Raw genomic sequence first — 14024 nt, 5'->3', positions numbered from 1 at the left:
TGAGTGGTTCAGAGTTGGTGATAGTTGCGGTACCAAGCCACAAACGCCGCCAACCCCTTCTCCAGCGGGGTAGCGGGTTGAAAGCCAACCCATTGCGCCAGCAGTTGGGTGTCTGCCGCCGTCGCCACCACATCACCGGCCTGCATTGGCAACATGCGCATCTGTGCTTTGCGACCAATGGCCTCTTCCAGCGTGGCGATGAAGGTCATCAACTCCACCGGTTGTGAATTACCAATATTGAAGATCCGGTAGGGGGCCGAACTGCCAGCCGGCGAAGGGGACACGGCGTCATAGTCCGGCATGGGGGTGGCCGGCTTCAGCACGACACGAACCACGCCTTCCACGATGTCGTCGATGTAGGTAAAGTCCCGGCGCATCTGGCCCTGGTTGAACACATCGATGGTCCGGCCTTCAAAGATCGCCTTGGTAAACAAATAGGGCGCCATGTCTGGCCGACCCCAAGGGCCGTAAACCGTAAAGAAACGCAGACCAGTCGTTGGTATGCCGTACAAATGACTGTAGGTGTGCGCCATGAGTTCGTTCGACTTCTTGGTGGCGGCATACAGACTCACGGGATGATCAACACTGTGCGCTTCGGAAAAAGGCATGTGCCTGTTACCGCCGTAGACGCTGGATGAGCTGGCATAGGCCAGGTGCTTCACCTGCAGTTGCCGGCACCCTTCCAGCACATTGAGAAAGGCCACCAGATTGGCTTGTGCATAAGCATGCGGGTGCGTGATGGAATAGCGCACCCCCGCCTGGGCCGCGAGGTGAATCACATGTGTGGGCTGATAGTCGGCGAACAGTGCCGCACAAGCGGCCGTGTCGGCCAGATCGATGCGCCGCAGGTCCAGCCCCGGCGAACCCGCCAGCTGTTTCAGCCGGGCCTCTTTCAGGGCGACGTCGTAATAGTCGTTCATCACATCCACCCCCAGCACCTGCGCCCCCTGGCTGAGCAAGGCTTGGGCGGTGTGCATGCCAATAAAACCCGCCACGCCGGTGACAAGATAGCGATGGCCGTCGTGGATATTGGAAACTGTCATGTTCATCGTGGCTGCCCTTGTGAAAAAACGCGGTCAATGGCGTTGGCAAAAGTGGTTGCCGGTTTCATGAAAATCTCGCCCCAACGCCGGGCGCCCTGCTCCAGCCGGCTGCGCAAACCATCCTCCTCCAGATAGCGCTGTAGTGCCTGCGCCAAAGCAGCGACATCATCCGGCGGGTACAGCAACCCGTTTTCTTCATGTTTGACCATATAGGGGAACGGGCCATAGTTGGGAGCGATCACCGGCGTGCCGACGTAAAACGCCTCCATGGCTGATTTGCAAAAACCCTCCGGGAAGCGGGACTGCGATGGGGTCACTAGCACGGTAGCCTGCTTCAGGTGTGCGAATACCGACTCAAATTCAACCGGCCCCAAAACCTCCACCCGGTCTTGCAGTCGGTGCTGCCGCACGAGTTGCCGCAACTTGTCGTTGGCACTGCCGTTACCGACAAAGCGCAGTTGCAGGTCCGGCCGGGGATTCAACTTTCGAAAGGCATGGAACAAGTCCAGCACGCCTTTGTCTTCCTCCACGCGACCCATGTAGAGAACAATGGTGTCGCTTGCGGCATCCGATTTGGCGGGCAAACTCTGGACCAAGGCCTCATGCTCCGGGTCCAGGGCATTGTTGAACTCCAGCACCTGCGCTGGCGCGGCACCCAGGCGTATGGCCTCGTCCCGCACGAACGGCCCGTGCGCGATCACCAGATCGGCCCGGCGACAGACAAAGCGATGTGCACGCCGATAGATTGACGATGTCGTGGGCAGCGCCAGCGCGTTGTGCGCCAGGAAAATGAACTGCGCCCCAACCAGCCGCGCTGCAGCCCAGGCCAGCAGTGCAAACGGGCCATCGACGCCACACAGCACCCGCCGGGGCCGAAACCGAACGGTGTCCAGCATGAAATCAAAAGCCGCCCGAAAAAACGACAGGCGACGCGTCACACGACTGGCGTCCGTGGAGCGGGCACCGTATTCGACCACCTCACGTCCGCTCAAGCTCATGCGCTCGGTGCGCGGACCCAACGAAGCCAGACGGAACGCAGCCTCGCGCGCATGAAAAAGCACGGCCAACAAGAATTTGTCCGGCCCGCCATCGGGCAACGCGCCCAGCCGGGGGAAAAGCCGGTGAGCTTCCTCAATGGCACGCCCCCCCTTCAGATAAATCACGCGATCATTCACTGTAGTCCTTTGATTTCGCCAAACCGCGCGGCCATGCCTGCCCCAGCCGGGCGCGATGAAGCAAGTCACTCATAAGTTGGGCACTTTTATCCGTCGTCAGACGCGCCAAGAAGTCTTTTCTGGCCTGCAGCACCAAACCTTGGCGTTCCTGGTTGCGACTCAGGAGCTGGTCGCACGCTTGCGCCCACACCGTCGGCTCATTCAGCAAGAGTCGACCATTCACACCCTCTTCGAAGAACAAGGGATGATCGATGTTGTTGGAGGCAACCACGGCAACGTCCGCCGCAAGATAAGCCAGCGCCTTGCCAAACGACTTGCCCAGGCTGTATTCATGATCCTCACAGACCGGTTGCAAGCCCACCGCCACTTCAGCCAGCGAAGCAACGAATTCTTTGTAAGGCATGGGCGGCATCAAGCGCAGGCGCACATGGCTCAAGCGCTCCTCCCACAGCTTGTGCATGTCGTCATGGCGTGCTGGCGAAACACCGTAAACGCGAAATTCAACTTCGGCGGAAGTCGACAAGCGCGCCACCAGCGTCTGCATCAGCGCCAGTTCAACCGGGTAACCAAAAGGGTCGCTGGGCGCCCACGCCAGAATTCGGCCCCGCTCTGCATTGGGCCGGGCACTGGCCACGGAATGAATATAGGTACCCGTCCAGATCACCCGGACGGCGGGGTTGAACGCACGAAAGAGTCCTGCCAGATGGCGCGAGCCGGCGACCACCCCATAGCACCGCGCCGCAACGTCGCCGATGCGGGAAGTCTCCGAAGGGTTGATGATGTCGGCATCGTCCACATCCAGCACGCACGGCACCGGAAAGTAAATTTCCGGGCGATTCAATGGGTGCCGGGTCTGCTGCAGAAGTACCACGTCGGGTTTGAACAGGCGCAAGAGAATGCGCCGCGCCTGCTGACCCAATTTTGGATGCAGCGTGACGCAGCACCAACCGAGTCGGCCAAGCGTTTTCCCGATCGCCAAGGCACGCAGATCCGCAGCGGAACCTACGCCGCCCCCACTGGGCGAAATCCAGACCACAGGACAAGCGTGCGAATGAGCCCGAAGCATCACCCAAAAATGGAGGCATGCCAGAAGCCAGGAAAAAAATGGCAGTTTTTGTAGCAGGCGTCTCAAGGTCATGCGACAGACCTTGCCTTGGCCGGATTAAATAAGGCAGTCAATCTACCCCGCAGTCTTGGCTCGATCACCGAGAGTGGAATTGAAACAGCCAATGCAAAGAGGGTTGAGATAAACACACTCATTCCTGTACTGATGCCTGTCGCATTGAGAACCCAGTATGAAAAGATGGCCAGAGGAAAATGCGTGATGTACAACGGGTAAGACATGCTACCGAGGCGGGTAAGCGTTGCCGCAATAAAGGGTGAGTCTGTAATTTCTGTACGGCTAGCAACCAATATCGCCAATGGCGAAACGACCAAGAGCAAAAAATAAGTGGCAGCCGTATTCTTTAGAGAAAATCCAGCGATCAATAGGACGGCCAGGAAGGCAGCCCTGTAGAGAGCTTGCTTCGAAACTTTAAGATGAATCGAATAAATAAAACACCCTAAAGAAAAATACAAAATAACCCGGGGAATACCGCCCATAAAGTTATCCGTTCCCCATCCACTGTGAATTCCAAAAATCTGTGCCGCCCACAAATACAAAACAAAGGCAGTGCCAAGTATCAACTTTCCACTCCATCGTTTAACTTGCACAATCCACGCAAAAAACAGGAAATTAACAAACAACTCAAAAAACAGTGACCATGCCGGATCGTTCATCGGAAAGATGGTTCCCGTATGCACAGCCCCGGCAATGGGCCAAGCCAGGTGATTGAAATAGGGCAAGATCAACAGCCCGACCAGCGTAGAAAAGAACAAATCGAGCAGAGAAACATTGGTGTCTTGAATTGCAAATAGCAGTCCCGTCAAGCCAAGCGCCAAACCCACCAGATACATGGGATAGAGCCGCAACAGTCTTGATTTTGCAAACTCGGAAAAGCGCATGCCAGACTGAATTTTGGCCGCGTAACTGTGGGTGATCACGAAGCCGGACAGTATGAAAAAAGCGTCCACCGAAATCCAGGCTTTTCCCATCCAATTCACATGGTAGAGCTGGGCATAGTGGTGAATGACCACGGTGATGGCCAATAGGCCACGCAGACCATCAAGGGCCACGTACCTTTTGGCATTGGCCATTGCCAGGCCCGAAGTGTTTTTCAAGTCGTGGCGCAGAACTTAAGCCGCGCTAAAAATAGGTTCTTCTTCTTCATGACCGGCTTTTCTATCAAGTGCCATGATAGAAATGCAAACATAGCCGTCACTATTGAAGAATAAAAAATCATGTGAGTTACTGATATGTCAACCATCGCAGCCATTAGCGCTTGCTGAATTGAAAAGGCATAAATATAAACACCATAAGAGTAGTCACCTACCTTGTTATAACGAGCCAGCAAGTGACTGGACTGGTAGGCCAGAAGAACAACGGCATAGCCGATCAAGGCGTGCCATACAAAAAAGAATGCCATCTTGTTGGTGGCACTGACGACGATGGCAAGCAGCGCAACACCGAGTATTCCGGGAGAGATTAATACGCGCTCCTGATACAAACCAAGGCATGCGCCAGAGAAGAAGATAAAAACAAATCGACTGATGCTGTGCATCGAATCAACCCCACCGGAGGTAACGTACTCTCGTGCGTACAAAATTCCAGCCACAGCGGTAATTCCAAGAACACCCAGCTTCAAAAATTGACTGGCCTGTGATCGCGCCATGACCTTGCAGGCATACCATGTACAAAAAAGCAGAATGTACATTTTTAATTCAAACGGCAACGTCCAAAGCGATCCGTTCACCTGGTTATAAAGCGGGTTATCGCTAAAAACACCGGGAAGGGTATAGCCAACATCCCGAACAAGCGTCGCTGTCTTTAGCAAATAAGTGTAGGTTGCCTTATTCTGCAGATAGTCAATAAATGTAAGTTTTGTAAATACCGGACCCAGCACAAAGACGGTCAGCAGCACTGCAACGATCAAGGCCGGATAGATTCTGGCCACCCTTGAAATGATGAACTCCAGCGCATTGCCCTTCTTGCTCAAACTGTTCGCCAGCAACAACCCACTGGTTACAAAAAATACATCGACGGCTAAAGTACCTGGCGTGACACCGAGGAGCGCCCGAAGCGGTTCTGCCTCCACGTCACCCGTCACGATCGCAAAACTATGGCTGATCAAGACGGCGAAGGCCGCCAAAATCCGGATCAAATTGAGATTGTTGTTTTTATCCGGGGTCAGTTCGGCTAACTTTTTCATCTGTGTTTTTTATCTTCAGGCGTAAGGTGATGACGCGCTATCAAACGTTTCCAGCCTGTTGTTTTTGATAACAGTTGAGTCAATGCGATGAGCAGGATCCTTGCGCGGGACAAGTACGCCACGCACGAGGGCGACGCAATGTGCCAACAGAGAAGTCATGGCGTAGGCCACCTTGCTGGGCGACCGCTTGCGGATGGCCATGACCACCACAATGGGCAGAAAACTCAGCAAGCAAGTGAGCAAGCCCAGGATAATTCCACCGTGGTTGAGCCATGTTGCAATACCGGTCATCAAGCAAAAACTGATCGTCCAGGCGATGATGAAAAAATACAACTTGAGTTCCCGGAGTTGCTTGATCAAGAGCTTGAAATGAGGCTTTCCAAAGCTAGCGTGCACTATCTCGCCGACGCCGTAGATATATTTTGTTTTCCAGCGTCGATACAGCAGCTGATAGGGCGGCGTATCGTGTCCAAAATGATCGACCGCATCAGCCGCCACCCGCGCCAGCTCCCAGCCAGATGCACGCAGGCGAATGGCCAGATCAAATTCTTCGTAACTGTGCAGGTTGCGATCCGAGAAATAGCCGACTTCATCAATGGCGGCGCGACGGTACAAGCCCCCCATGTCGAGCCGATCGACCGGACCGGCGCTCATGTGGTGCGCATTGCGCTCTACCCGGGCCTTGTATTCCAGGCTGTCCAGGTTGTGCTCCACCACCCGTCCGCCGACACCCGCCACATTGGGATGGGCATCCAGAAACTGCACCGCCTGGTCGATGAAGTCGGCGCGCAGATCCATGTCGCCATCCAAAATGTAAACGTAGTCACCGCAAGAATGCTGGTAGCCCAGTTGCGGCCCAACCCCGCAGCAACGCTCCGCCGGATTGGCCAGTTGAACGATTTTGATGGGATAACGCTTGGCGATTTCAATCGTCTGATCGGTCGAGCAGGAGTCGGCAAGAATCACCTCACCGCCGACGCGTTCAAGTGCGCGCAAGGACGACTCGATCGCGCGTGCGATGCGCTTCTCTTCGTTGAGTGCCTTGATGATGATGGAGACGCGACAAGCGCCTTCTGTTTGCGAGAGCGGTGCTTTAGTCATGGGTGGAAGTGCTGGTTGGGCCGCTGGCCAAGGGCCGGGGCAGGATTCGGGCGGGCACGCCCACGGCGACTGCGCCAGCGGGCACATCGATTAACACCACCGCATTGGCACCAATCTCAACATCATCGCCAATGCGAACCCGGCCAAGCACCTTGGCACCGGCACCCATGTTGACCCGGTGGCCGATCACGGGCGCGCCAAACGGGTCATCCTGACGGCGGTTACCGATGGTGACGCCCTGCCGAATGATGCAGTCATCCCCCAGCTCGGCGTTGCCGTGCACCACGATGGCGCCGGAATGCTCAATGGTCAGCCGGCGGCCGATCTTGGCCGAAACCCCGATCGTGATGCCGGTCAGCATTTCGGCCAGCTTGGCCAGCAACAAGTGAACAATGCCCAAGGGAATGCGGATCAACCGGGAGTTGAACCGGTAGCGCAAGTGACCCAGGCGATAGGCCTGCAAGGCCCAAAAGCCCAGCGACAAAAGCCCTTCTTGACTGGCGCGCAGATCTTCAAAAAAAGCCCAGTGACGGATGGTGTTGAGGAGGCTCATCCCAGTGCCACCTTTCTAAGCTTTCGCCAATGCTGCCAGCGATACACCAGCGGTCCCGGCAACAGCGTTGCCATGATGGCCGTGAACCACCAGCGCTGGCTGAACAGGGACTGCCTGGCGCGCCACAACAACTGTCGGGCCAAGAGGCGATCGCCGGCACTGATGGCTGCACGCGCCAGGGTGAGGCGGTGGTAGTTAACCAATTGCAGAGATGATCGGCGCAGTGCAGGCGCCATGCGGGGACTGCGTGCGCGCTCTGCCATACGCAGCAAAAACGGGGGCTCGGTGCGCGCCACATGAACGACCGACAGGCTACCGGGAACCAAAACGCGTCCCACCAGCGCGGCGGTGCTGAGTGCGATGGCCGAAGTCTCGGCCAGTCGAAACCAAAGGTCCAGGTCTTCGCCAAAAGATTCACCCGGTGGAAAACAGGGCTGCAGCGCCTGCAGTCGGCTCGCACGCACGGCAACCGAGCTAGTGAAAAACGAGGTACCGCGCATCCAGCGTTGCGGCAAATCCTGAATCAGTTCGACCGCGGCGGAGTCAACGTCGACGAACCAGGGCTGCAGGGTGACGCCGGCCTCGTAGGGCATACTTTTGTACTGGGTTGCCACCATGTCAAGCTGCGGGTGCGTCAAGATCAGCTGGGCCAGGGTTTGAAGATAGTCTGGGTGCAGCCAGTCGTCCGCATCCAGAAAAGCAATCCAATTGCCCTGCGCGTGCGCAATGCCGGTGTTGCGCGCGCGCGCCACGCCCCCATTGGGCTGGTGCACCATTTTTATTCGGGGGTCGCCCAGTGCGGCAACCAGATCAGACCCCTGATCGGTCGAACCATCGTTCACCACCACAATTTCCAGCGGTTGAAAAGACTGCGCCTGCAAGGAGGCCAGGGTGCGCACGATGTGCTCAGCCTTGTTGTAAAGCGGCACGACGACCGAAAAATGTACGTTACGCATGCGTGGTAGCCCCGCGAGAATCCGGCTTGCCCAAGTGGGCGGCAATGACGGCCAGCAACAAATAATAAGGAAGACTGTCGATGCCGATGTTGCCCAGCGTAATCGGCACCTCACTGATCATGCGGATGACAATGGAGATCGCAAGTGCCGCACTGAGGCCCCTGCTGCTTCGGCCAAAACGCAAGCCGAGCCAGAGCAAGGTGAGCGCATAAAGCAGTGTTCCCGCAGCACCCACCGTACCGGCACGTCCGAGGCTGTCAATGATTTGGTTGTGGCCAGAGGTCGCAAACTTCATCCCGATTTGGGCCTGATGCTCAAGTCCAAACAAAGGAAGACCATAGCCCACAATGGGAGAGCGATCCCATTCGGAAAGCGCCACCGCCCAGATCTGGTCGCGTCCGGTCAACGACATGACTTGGGCGCCCTCCGACGAACCCAGGAAATGTTCCAGCCGAGTGCCCACGTTTCCAAATAACAGGATGGCCGTCACCCCAGTGATCCCGAGCAAGGTCAAGCTGCCCAGCAAGGCGAACAGCGACCGGTGGCGGGAGGCTGTCAGCGATTGCCAGCTGGGAAGCCCGTGTTGGCAATAGAGCATGACCGGCAGGGACACCAGGAAAGAAAACCACACCGTTTTCGACTGCGCCAAAAACAAGGCGCTCAAGCCAATCAGCCAGCACAGCCGATTGAGGGTGCGCGACGCCATCGGGTAGGCCATCAGACACCAAAGCCCCAGGGCGGCATTCATGCCCATGACGATGGCGTGCGGGGCCAAGCCGGCAAAACGGGGGATGCCCGGCAAATAGCCCTGCGTGTAATCGGACTGCATCACGAGATCAGGACGAATCGGAATGAGCAGCAGGCTTGCCGCGCAAAACAAAAAGATGGCGTTGCGGCAATGGCGAATGCTCAGGGTGGCGCCACTCGCGACCATGAAGATCATGCCCATGCCGAGCACCAGCGAGTAAAACCAGTTCAACTGGAACGGCATCGTGTGCGGTGAAAATAGCGCGGGCACCACGATGTTGGTCACCCAGAAAAATCCGAAAACGATGGCCAGAAAAGCTCTGATGCCGCCAATCCGGCGGCTGGGGCCCAGATACCGGGTGATCAGGTCAGCCGACGCCAGCAGCGCAAAGAGCGAGGTCAGCCGGATGGCCCAGGCCGCAAGGGGGTTGGTGGTGAGGCCTTCCTGGATCGTCTCGCCCGCTTCTGCGAAACTTCTTGTGGACAAGAAGATGGCGAGGCAATTGCTGAACAGGACGGCATAGAAGTAGTAGTGCAACAGCCCATCAGGGAAGCGGCGGGCCATTTGCAAACTGCCCACGCTGACCAGAATGACGACCCACGCGCCAAGAAACGCTGCTATAAAAAAACCGGCCGGGAAGAGATATTCAAGCATAGGTAGAGGGGCGGGTCAGCGACCCGCGGTCGCTTTAGATGGCACAAGCCACGGCTGCAACTTCGGCGCGAAACGAACCAGCATGGCCGCAGCATCGTGGCCGATGATGCGGGGGAAGAGCGCCAAAGTCGCACTGAGGAGGATGGCGGCACCCGCACCATCCAGGGTGAGGCGGACGAGAGGATGCCAGCTGGACGGGGCAAATAGAGTGATAGCAACGACAGGCGCGGCAACCAGCAGACTCAAGCCGAGACCCCGCAGCAGCCAGCCCAGACACAGGCGATACCGCAGGCCCAAGACGCGAAAGGCCGCAATACCCATGACGACGCCACGAAGAACCAGCACGAAAGCAGCCACTGCCGCCGCCGCAAATACACCGCGTGAGGCGAAGACATAGAAGACACCGGCAGCCAACGGCAGCAGGGGCAACTGGAGAAGCATTTCCTGATGGGCGCGCCCTGTGTTCCAGAGCACCGGGGTGGACATGCCCCAGGTGACATAGGCCGGCATGGCCAGGAACAACACCGCCATCACCGGCGCGGCATCGGACCAGGCGGGCCCGTAAAGCAGCTTGATCACATCCGGGGCAATCATCGCCAGAAAAACGAAAAACGGCAGCAGCAGCACCCACACCGTGGCAATCACTTGTTGATAGGCATTGCGCAGTCTGGTGCGCTCGTCCTGAACGCGTGCGCCTGCCGCCAGGAACACCGGTTGCAGCGCGCCAAGCAACAAGGTGTTGGGCATATTGGCCAGGTTGTAGCCCGCGGTGTAGACACCGACCGCGTGGGCATTGAGCATGCGGCCAATGATCAGGCGGTCCAGGTTGTTGATGAACCAGTTGATCAGGTTGGTGAAAAACACCGCCGTGCCAATTCGCACCATCTCGCGCGCTTGCGGTCCGACCAGCAGCGGCTTGATCGGGTGCGGACACATCACGTAGCCCGCAACGACCACCACCACCGCCTGGGCCATCCATGCCGCCACCAGCGCATTGACGCCCGCCCCGGCCAGTGCCATGGGAATGCCCACCGCCAGGTAACCAACGGCATAGCTGGCAAGCTGAATCAGGCCAATCGCGCGGAAGTTCATGTTGCGCCGCATCAGGTTGCCGGCAACCGAGCCGGCAGCGTTGATCACGCAAGCGGCAGACATCCAGCGCACGATACCCAGCACACGCGGATCATGAAAGTAGTCTGCCACCAAGGGTGCGGCAAAGAACAGTGCCACGCCGGCCACCAGGCCAACCAGGAGTTGCCAGGTGAAGGCAAAACGGATGTCTTCGTCAGAAATCTCGCGGAGCTGCGCCAGGCTCCAGGAGAAACCGAAGGTGGCCAAAAAATTACTGAAGGTGAAGATCACCAGCCCCATGCCGAACACACCGTAACTGTCCGGCCCCAATAAACGGGCGAGCACCACCTGCGCCAGCAACTGCAACGCAAAGCGGGCCACGGTAGAAATGGCACTCCACTTGGCGGCACGAACGCCTGCTTGGGCGAGGCCGCTCAATCGAGCCGATTCATCACGGAGATGACCGGTGTTTCAAAAAATAGAGGAGGGAAATTTGACAGCATTTAGATGGGTTTCCCGGTAAGTTGCAGAGCTAAGACAAAGCGTCTTTGACGCACTATTTTTATAGCACTTTAATTTTCGATGCTGCATCATCTCAGGACAACCGTATAAAAAGTTGTTTAGTTTCAAAGACTTACAAAGTACCGCGCAATAAATTGGCAATTGAGGTTTACATTTCCTAGTGAAAAAGTAAATTCAAAAATCAGTTGTTATGAAGTTAATCGTGCGCTTGATCGAGCAGCCTTAGACAAGCATTTTTGCAGGGTAAATCAAGACCTGTGCTGGCGTCTGGCGTTGCCAGTCGGCGCGGGTTGGCGCACCGCGAAGTGGCAGAAATGCCATCTGCTAAAAATTTACAACGCACACACGAATTGACACGAGATGCCAGATTTTTTCTGGGCATGCACGGTACATAGTTTGGGACTGCGGGGGTCCCACCATCATCATTTCTAAAAAATAATTCACCGGGTCCGCGATGGTTGCCGCCAAAAAGGCGGATCACATTGGACCTTTCAAGCAGATGTTCCTGGCTGATGCCCGGCGGTCATTGGAGGTGTTCTCCATGAACACGATCTAACGACATACCGGTCTACAGCCTCACTATTGAAAGCGAAAGAATGTTGAAAAAAAACCTGATCACCACACTTTTCCTGGCCGCCAGCCTGACCGGCGTGACCGCGCAATCCGGCAGCGCGTCAACCCTGCCGGGGCAGACCTTGCAGAGTTGCACCGCCGTCACGCCGGAAACCTGCTCCCTGGCGCACAAGCTGGGCCGGGGCATCAACATGGGCAATATGCTGGAAGCACCCCGGGAGGGCGACTGGGGTTTGCGACTGGACGCCCCGTCCATCGATCGGGTAACGGGCGCATTCACAACGGTTCGGCTCCCTGTGCGATGGAGTAACCATGCCTCGGCTTCGGCCGATGCGACCCTGGACGAGGTGTTTGCCACACGAATGGACCAGGTGATCGACGCGCTGCTGGCCAAGGGCGTGTACGTGATACTGGACATGCACCACAACAGCCAGCTGTTTGGCGATCGCTTGCTCCCGAATGAATTCGGCGTCGACCCGGCCGTGATGGAGACCCGGGTGGTCAACATGTGGCGCCAGATCGCCCTTCGTTATAAGGACCGCTCACCCAAGCTCCTGTTCGAACTGCTCAACGAGCCGCACGGACGGATGGATGGCGAACCCTGGAACGTACTGGCGGCCAGATCGCTGGCTGCAGTGCGGGCCAGCAACCCGGCGCGGACCGTGCTGATCGGCCCCAGTTACTGGAACAATGTGCGCGACCTGCCCAAGCTGCGTCTGCCGCCTGACCGCAATCTGATTGTGTCGATCCATAACTACGACCCTTTCGAGTTCACGCATCAAGGGGTCACCTACTTGCCCAAGCCGTTTCCGACCGGCACCACTTGCTGCAACGTCAAGCAACAACAAACCATGACCTATTCGCTGGATGCGGCCGTCAAGTGGAGCCAGGCCAATGGCTATCCCTTGCACCTGGGCGAATTTGGCGCCAACCAGTCCGCCGACATGGCTTCACGCGAGACCTACACCCGCTTTATGCGAGATGAGGCCGAGCGCCGCAGCATCGGCTGGACCTACTGGGACTTCGCCGCCTCTTACGGTGTCTACTCGCCCAAGACGGGCAACTGGGTTGAGCCGATTCGCCGAGCGCTACTGGATTGACGACCCGGGTGCTACGTAAACTCTCAATCGATACGCTTCGCGGCCTGGCCTGCATTTTATTGGTTGCCTTCCACGTCGTGGGCGATACGTCCACGGTGGGATTGCGCCTGGACGACAACGACATGTTGAGCCGCCTCAACGATGTGCTGGCCTTGCTGCGAATGCCGCTCTTTTCCTTTCTCTCCGGCTTTGTCTATGCCTGGCGGCCCTACAACGGTGAACCCCTCAAGTTCGTCCGTGGCAAAGCGCGCCGGCTGCTGGTTCCCATGCTGCTGGTGGGCACCTTGTTTGCCGTGTTGCAGGCCAACACCCCCGGCGCCAACGCGGGCCAGTATGACTGGCGCCTGCTGCACATCGTCCCAGTCGCCCACTACTGGTTCCTGGAATCGCTGTTCATCATTTTTTTGCTGACTGCCTGTCTTGATCGCTTCAAGCTTTTGGCGACGGTCAAACCGTTTGTCATCATCTGGCTGCTGGCGGCGACCCTGCTGCTGCTGAACCCGCTGCCGCCGTACCTGGGTTTGCAAGGAGCGGCCTATCTGATGCCATTTTTTCTGCTTGGCTTGGCGAGTAACCGTTTTGCCGACCAATTGCCGCGCAAGCCGGTGATGCTGATGACAGCCGGCTTGTTCGTGGGCACCTGTCTGTATCTGATTTTTGTCGCCGCCGCACTGCCCTACAAGGCCAGCCTGCCCGGGCTGCTGATCGGTTCCTGCTGCTGCGTCTTTCTCCTGCGTTGCAACCTGGAGTTGCGCTGGCTGGCCTGGATTGGCGTGCACTCGTTTGCCATCTATCTTTTCCACAGCATGTTTTCGGCGGCCTCGCGGATTGCCTTGCTCCGGCTGGACGTGGACGCTACCGCCTATTTGTTTGTCGCCGGCCTCGCCGCCGGCCTCTTTGGCCCGATCGCCGCGGCCAAGGTGCTGCGGAAGATACCGCATTTCGGCCACTGGATGCTGGGCGAGTCCCCCAAAACGGCGCGCCCGCCACGGCTGGCGCAGGCTTGACCGGGTCGAAAGGCTTTTTTATTCAAGAACCTCCTTTTTTTAGAAAGACCTTTTCATGAAAATTACCGTAATAGGCACCGGCTACGTCGGCCTGGTGTCCGGCACTTGCATGGCCGAAGTCGGCAACGACGTGTTGTGCCTGGATGTCGACCCGGCCAAAATCCAACTGCTGGAAGACGGCGGCATCCCGATCTTCGAGCCTGGTCTGCAGGA

Annotated in this window: 12 protein-coding genes and 1 pseudogene; 3 read left to right on the top strand and 10 right to left on the bottom strand. The window is 57.4% G+C overall.

Annotated features, from left to right (window positions below; translation table 11 throughout):
• Positions 1-8 precede the first annotated feature (8 nt).
• The 10 genes from HHJ17_RS11280 to HHJ17_RS11235 are packed head-to-tail and all read right to left on the bottom strand — an operon-like array spanning position 9 to position 11047.
• The gene (locus HHJ17_RS11280; RefSeq protein ID WP_296505814.1) at positions 9-1049 is read right to left on the bottom strand and encodes an NAD-dependent epimerase; all 1041 of its coding nucleotides are present in this window, start codon (positions 1047-1049) and stop codon (positions 9-11) included.
• Positions 1046-2218 carry a glycosyltransferase gene (locus tag HHJ17_RS11275; protein WP_296505813.1) on the bottom strand — a complete coding sequence of 391 codons (1173 nt, stop codon included), beginning with the start codon at positions 2216-2218 and terminating at the stop codon, positions 1046-1048. The genes HHJ17_RS11280 and HHJ17_RS11275 overlap by 4 nt, the downstream gene beginning before the upstream one ends.
• Positions 2211-3356 carry a hypothetical protein gene (locus HHJ17_RS11270; protein WP_296505811.1) on the bottom strand — a complete coding sequence of 382 codons (1146 nt, stop codon included), beginning with the start codon at positions 3354-3356 and terminating at the stop codon, positions 2211-2213. Before HHJ17_RS11270 ends, HHJ17_RS11275 begins: the two co-directional genes overlap by 8 nt.
• A complete protein-coding gene (locus HHJ17_RS11265; protein WP_296505809.1) occupies positions 3353-4438 on the bottom strand; it encodes an acyltransferase in 1086 nt (361 codons plus the stop codon). The genes HHJ17_RS11270 and HHJ17_RS11265 overlap by 4 nt, the downstream gene beginning before the upstream one ends.
• Complete coding sequence (locus tag HHJ17_RS11260) at positions 4435-5526, bottom strand: acyltransferase (RefSeq protein ID WP_296505807.1); 1092 nt, start codon at positions 5524-5526, stop codon at positions 4435-4437. Before HHJ17_RS11260 ends, HHJ17_RS11265 begins: the two co-directional genes overlap by 4 nt.
• Positions 5527-5541: 15 nt before the next feature.
• Positions 5542-6627: a glycosyltransferase gene (locus HHJ17_RS11255; RefSeq protein WP_296505805.1), complete on the bottom strand. Its 1086-nt coding sequence runs from the start codon at positions 6625-6627 to the stop codon at positions 5542-5544.
• Complete coding sequence (locus HHJ17_RS11250) at positions 6620-7180, bottom strand: serine O-acetyltransferase (RefSeq protein ID WP_296505803.1); 561 nt, start codon at positions 7178-7180, stop codon at positions 6620-6622. Before HHJ17_RS11250 ends, HHJ17_RS11255 begins: the two co-directional genes overlap by 8 nt.
• Positions 7177-8136, bottom strand: coding sequence for a glycosyltransferase family 2 protein (locus tag HHJ17_RS11245; protein WP_296505801.1), 960 nt, complete (start codon positions 8134-8136; stop codon positions 7177-7179). The genes HHJ17_RS11250 and HHJ17_RS11245 overlap by 4 nt, the downstream gene beginning before the upstream one ends.
• Positions 8129-9538: an O-antigen ligase family protein gene (locus HHJ17_RS11240; protein WP_296505798.1), complete on the bottom strand. Its 1410-nt coding sequence runs from the start codon at positions 9536-9538 to the stop codon at positions 8129-8131. Before HHJ17_RS11240 ends, HHJ17_RS11245 begins: the two co-directional genes overlap by 8 nt.
• A 15-nt stretch (positions 9539-9553) precedes the next feature.
• On the bottom strand, positions 9554-11047 hold the full coding sequence (locus HHJ17_RS11235) for a lipopolysaccharide biosynthesis protein (protein WP_296505796.1): 1494 nt from the start codon (positions 11045-11047) through the stop codon (positions 9554-9556).
• Between the two features lie 680 nt (positions 11048-11727).
• Here HHJ17_RS11235 and HHJ17_RS11230 point away from each other — a divergent pair.
• From HHJ17_RS11230 to HHJ17_RS11220, 3 genes and pseudogenes are all read left to right on the top strand, one after another.
• The gene (locus HHJ17_RS11230) at positions 11728-12804 is read left to right on the top strand and encodes a glycoside hydrolase family 5 protein (RefSeq protein ID WP_296505794.1); all 1077 of its coding nucleotides are present in this window, start codon (positions 11728-11730) and stop codon (positions 12802-12804) included.
• A gap of 8 nt (positions 12805-12812) precedes the next feature.
• Positions 12813-13811 carry an acyltransferase gene (locus HHJ17_RS11225; RefSeq protein WP_296505793.1) on the top strand — a complete coding sequence of 333 codons (999 nt, stop codon included), beginning with the start codon at positions 12813-12815 and terminating at the stop codon, positions 13809-13811.
• Between the two features lie 55 nt (positions 13812-13866).
• Positions 13867-14024 (top strand): annotated as a pseudogene (locus HHJ17_RS11220) (UDP-glucose 6-dehydrogenase); the annotation flags it as partial.

This window comes from Rhodoferax sp. (assembly GCF_012927445.1).
Classification (GTDB): Bacteria; Pseudomonadota; Gammaproteobacteria; order Burkholderiales; family Burkholderiaceae_C; genus Rhodoferax.
The sequence above is the reverse complement of the archived record's forward strand: the minus strand, read 5'-3'. Positions and strand labels throughout refer to the sequence as shown.

What these genes read in the sequence shown, in the direction of transcription:
- HHJ17_RS11280 (WP_296505814.1), bottom strand. Translation starts at nt 1,049, where the DNA reads ATGAACATGACAGTTTCCAATATCCACGACGGCCATCGCTATCTTGTC.
- HHJ17_RS11255 (WP_296505805.1), bottom strand. Translation starts at nt 6,627, where the DNA reads ATGACTAAAGCACCGCTCTCGCAAACAGAAGGCGCTTGTCGCGTCTCC.
- HHJ17_RS11230 (WP_296505794.1), top strand. Translation starts at nt 11,728, where the DNA reads ATGTTGAAAAAAAACCTGATCACCACACTTTTCCTGGCCGCCAGCCTG.
- HHJ17_RS11250 (WP_296505803.1), bottom strand. Translation starts at nt 7,180, where the DNA reads ATGAGCCTCCTCAACACCATCCGTCACTGGGCTTTTTTTGAAGATCTG.
- HHJ17_RS11270 (WP_296505811.1), bottom strand. Translation starts at nt 3,356, where the DNA reads ATGACCTTGAGACGCCTGCTACAAAAACTGCCATTTTTTTCCTGGCTT.
- HHJ17_RS11260 (WP_296505807.1), bottom strand. Translation starts at nt 5,526, where the DNA reads ATGAAAAAGTTAGCCGAACTGACCCCGGATAAAAACAACAATCTCAAT.
- HHJ17_RS11245 (WP_296505801.1), bottom strand. Translation starts at nt 8,136, where the DNA reads ATGCGTAACGTACATTTTTCGGTCGTCGTGCCGCTTTACAACAAGGCT.
- HHJ17_RS11240 (WP_296505798.1), bottom strand. Translation starts at nt 9,538, where the DNA reads ATGCTTGAATATCTCTTCCCGGCCGGTTTTTTTATAGCAGCGTTTCTT.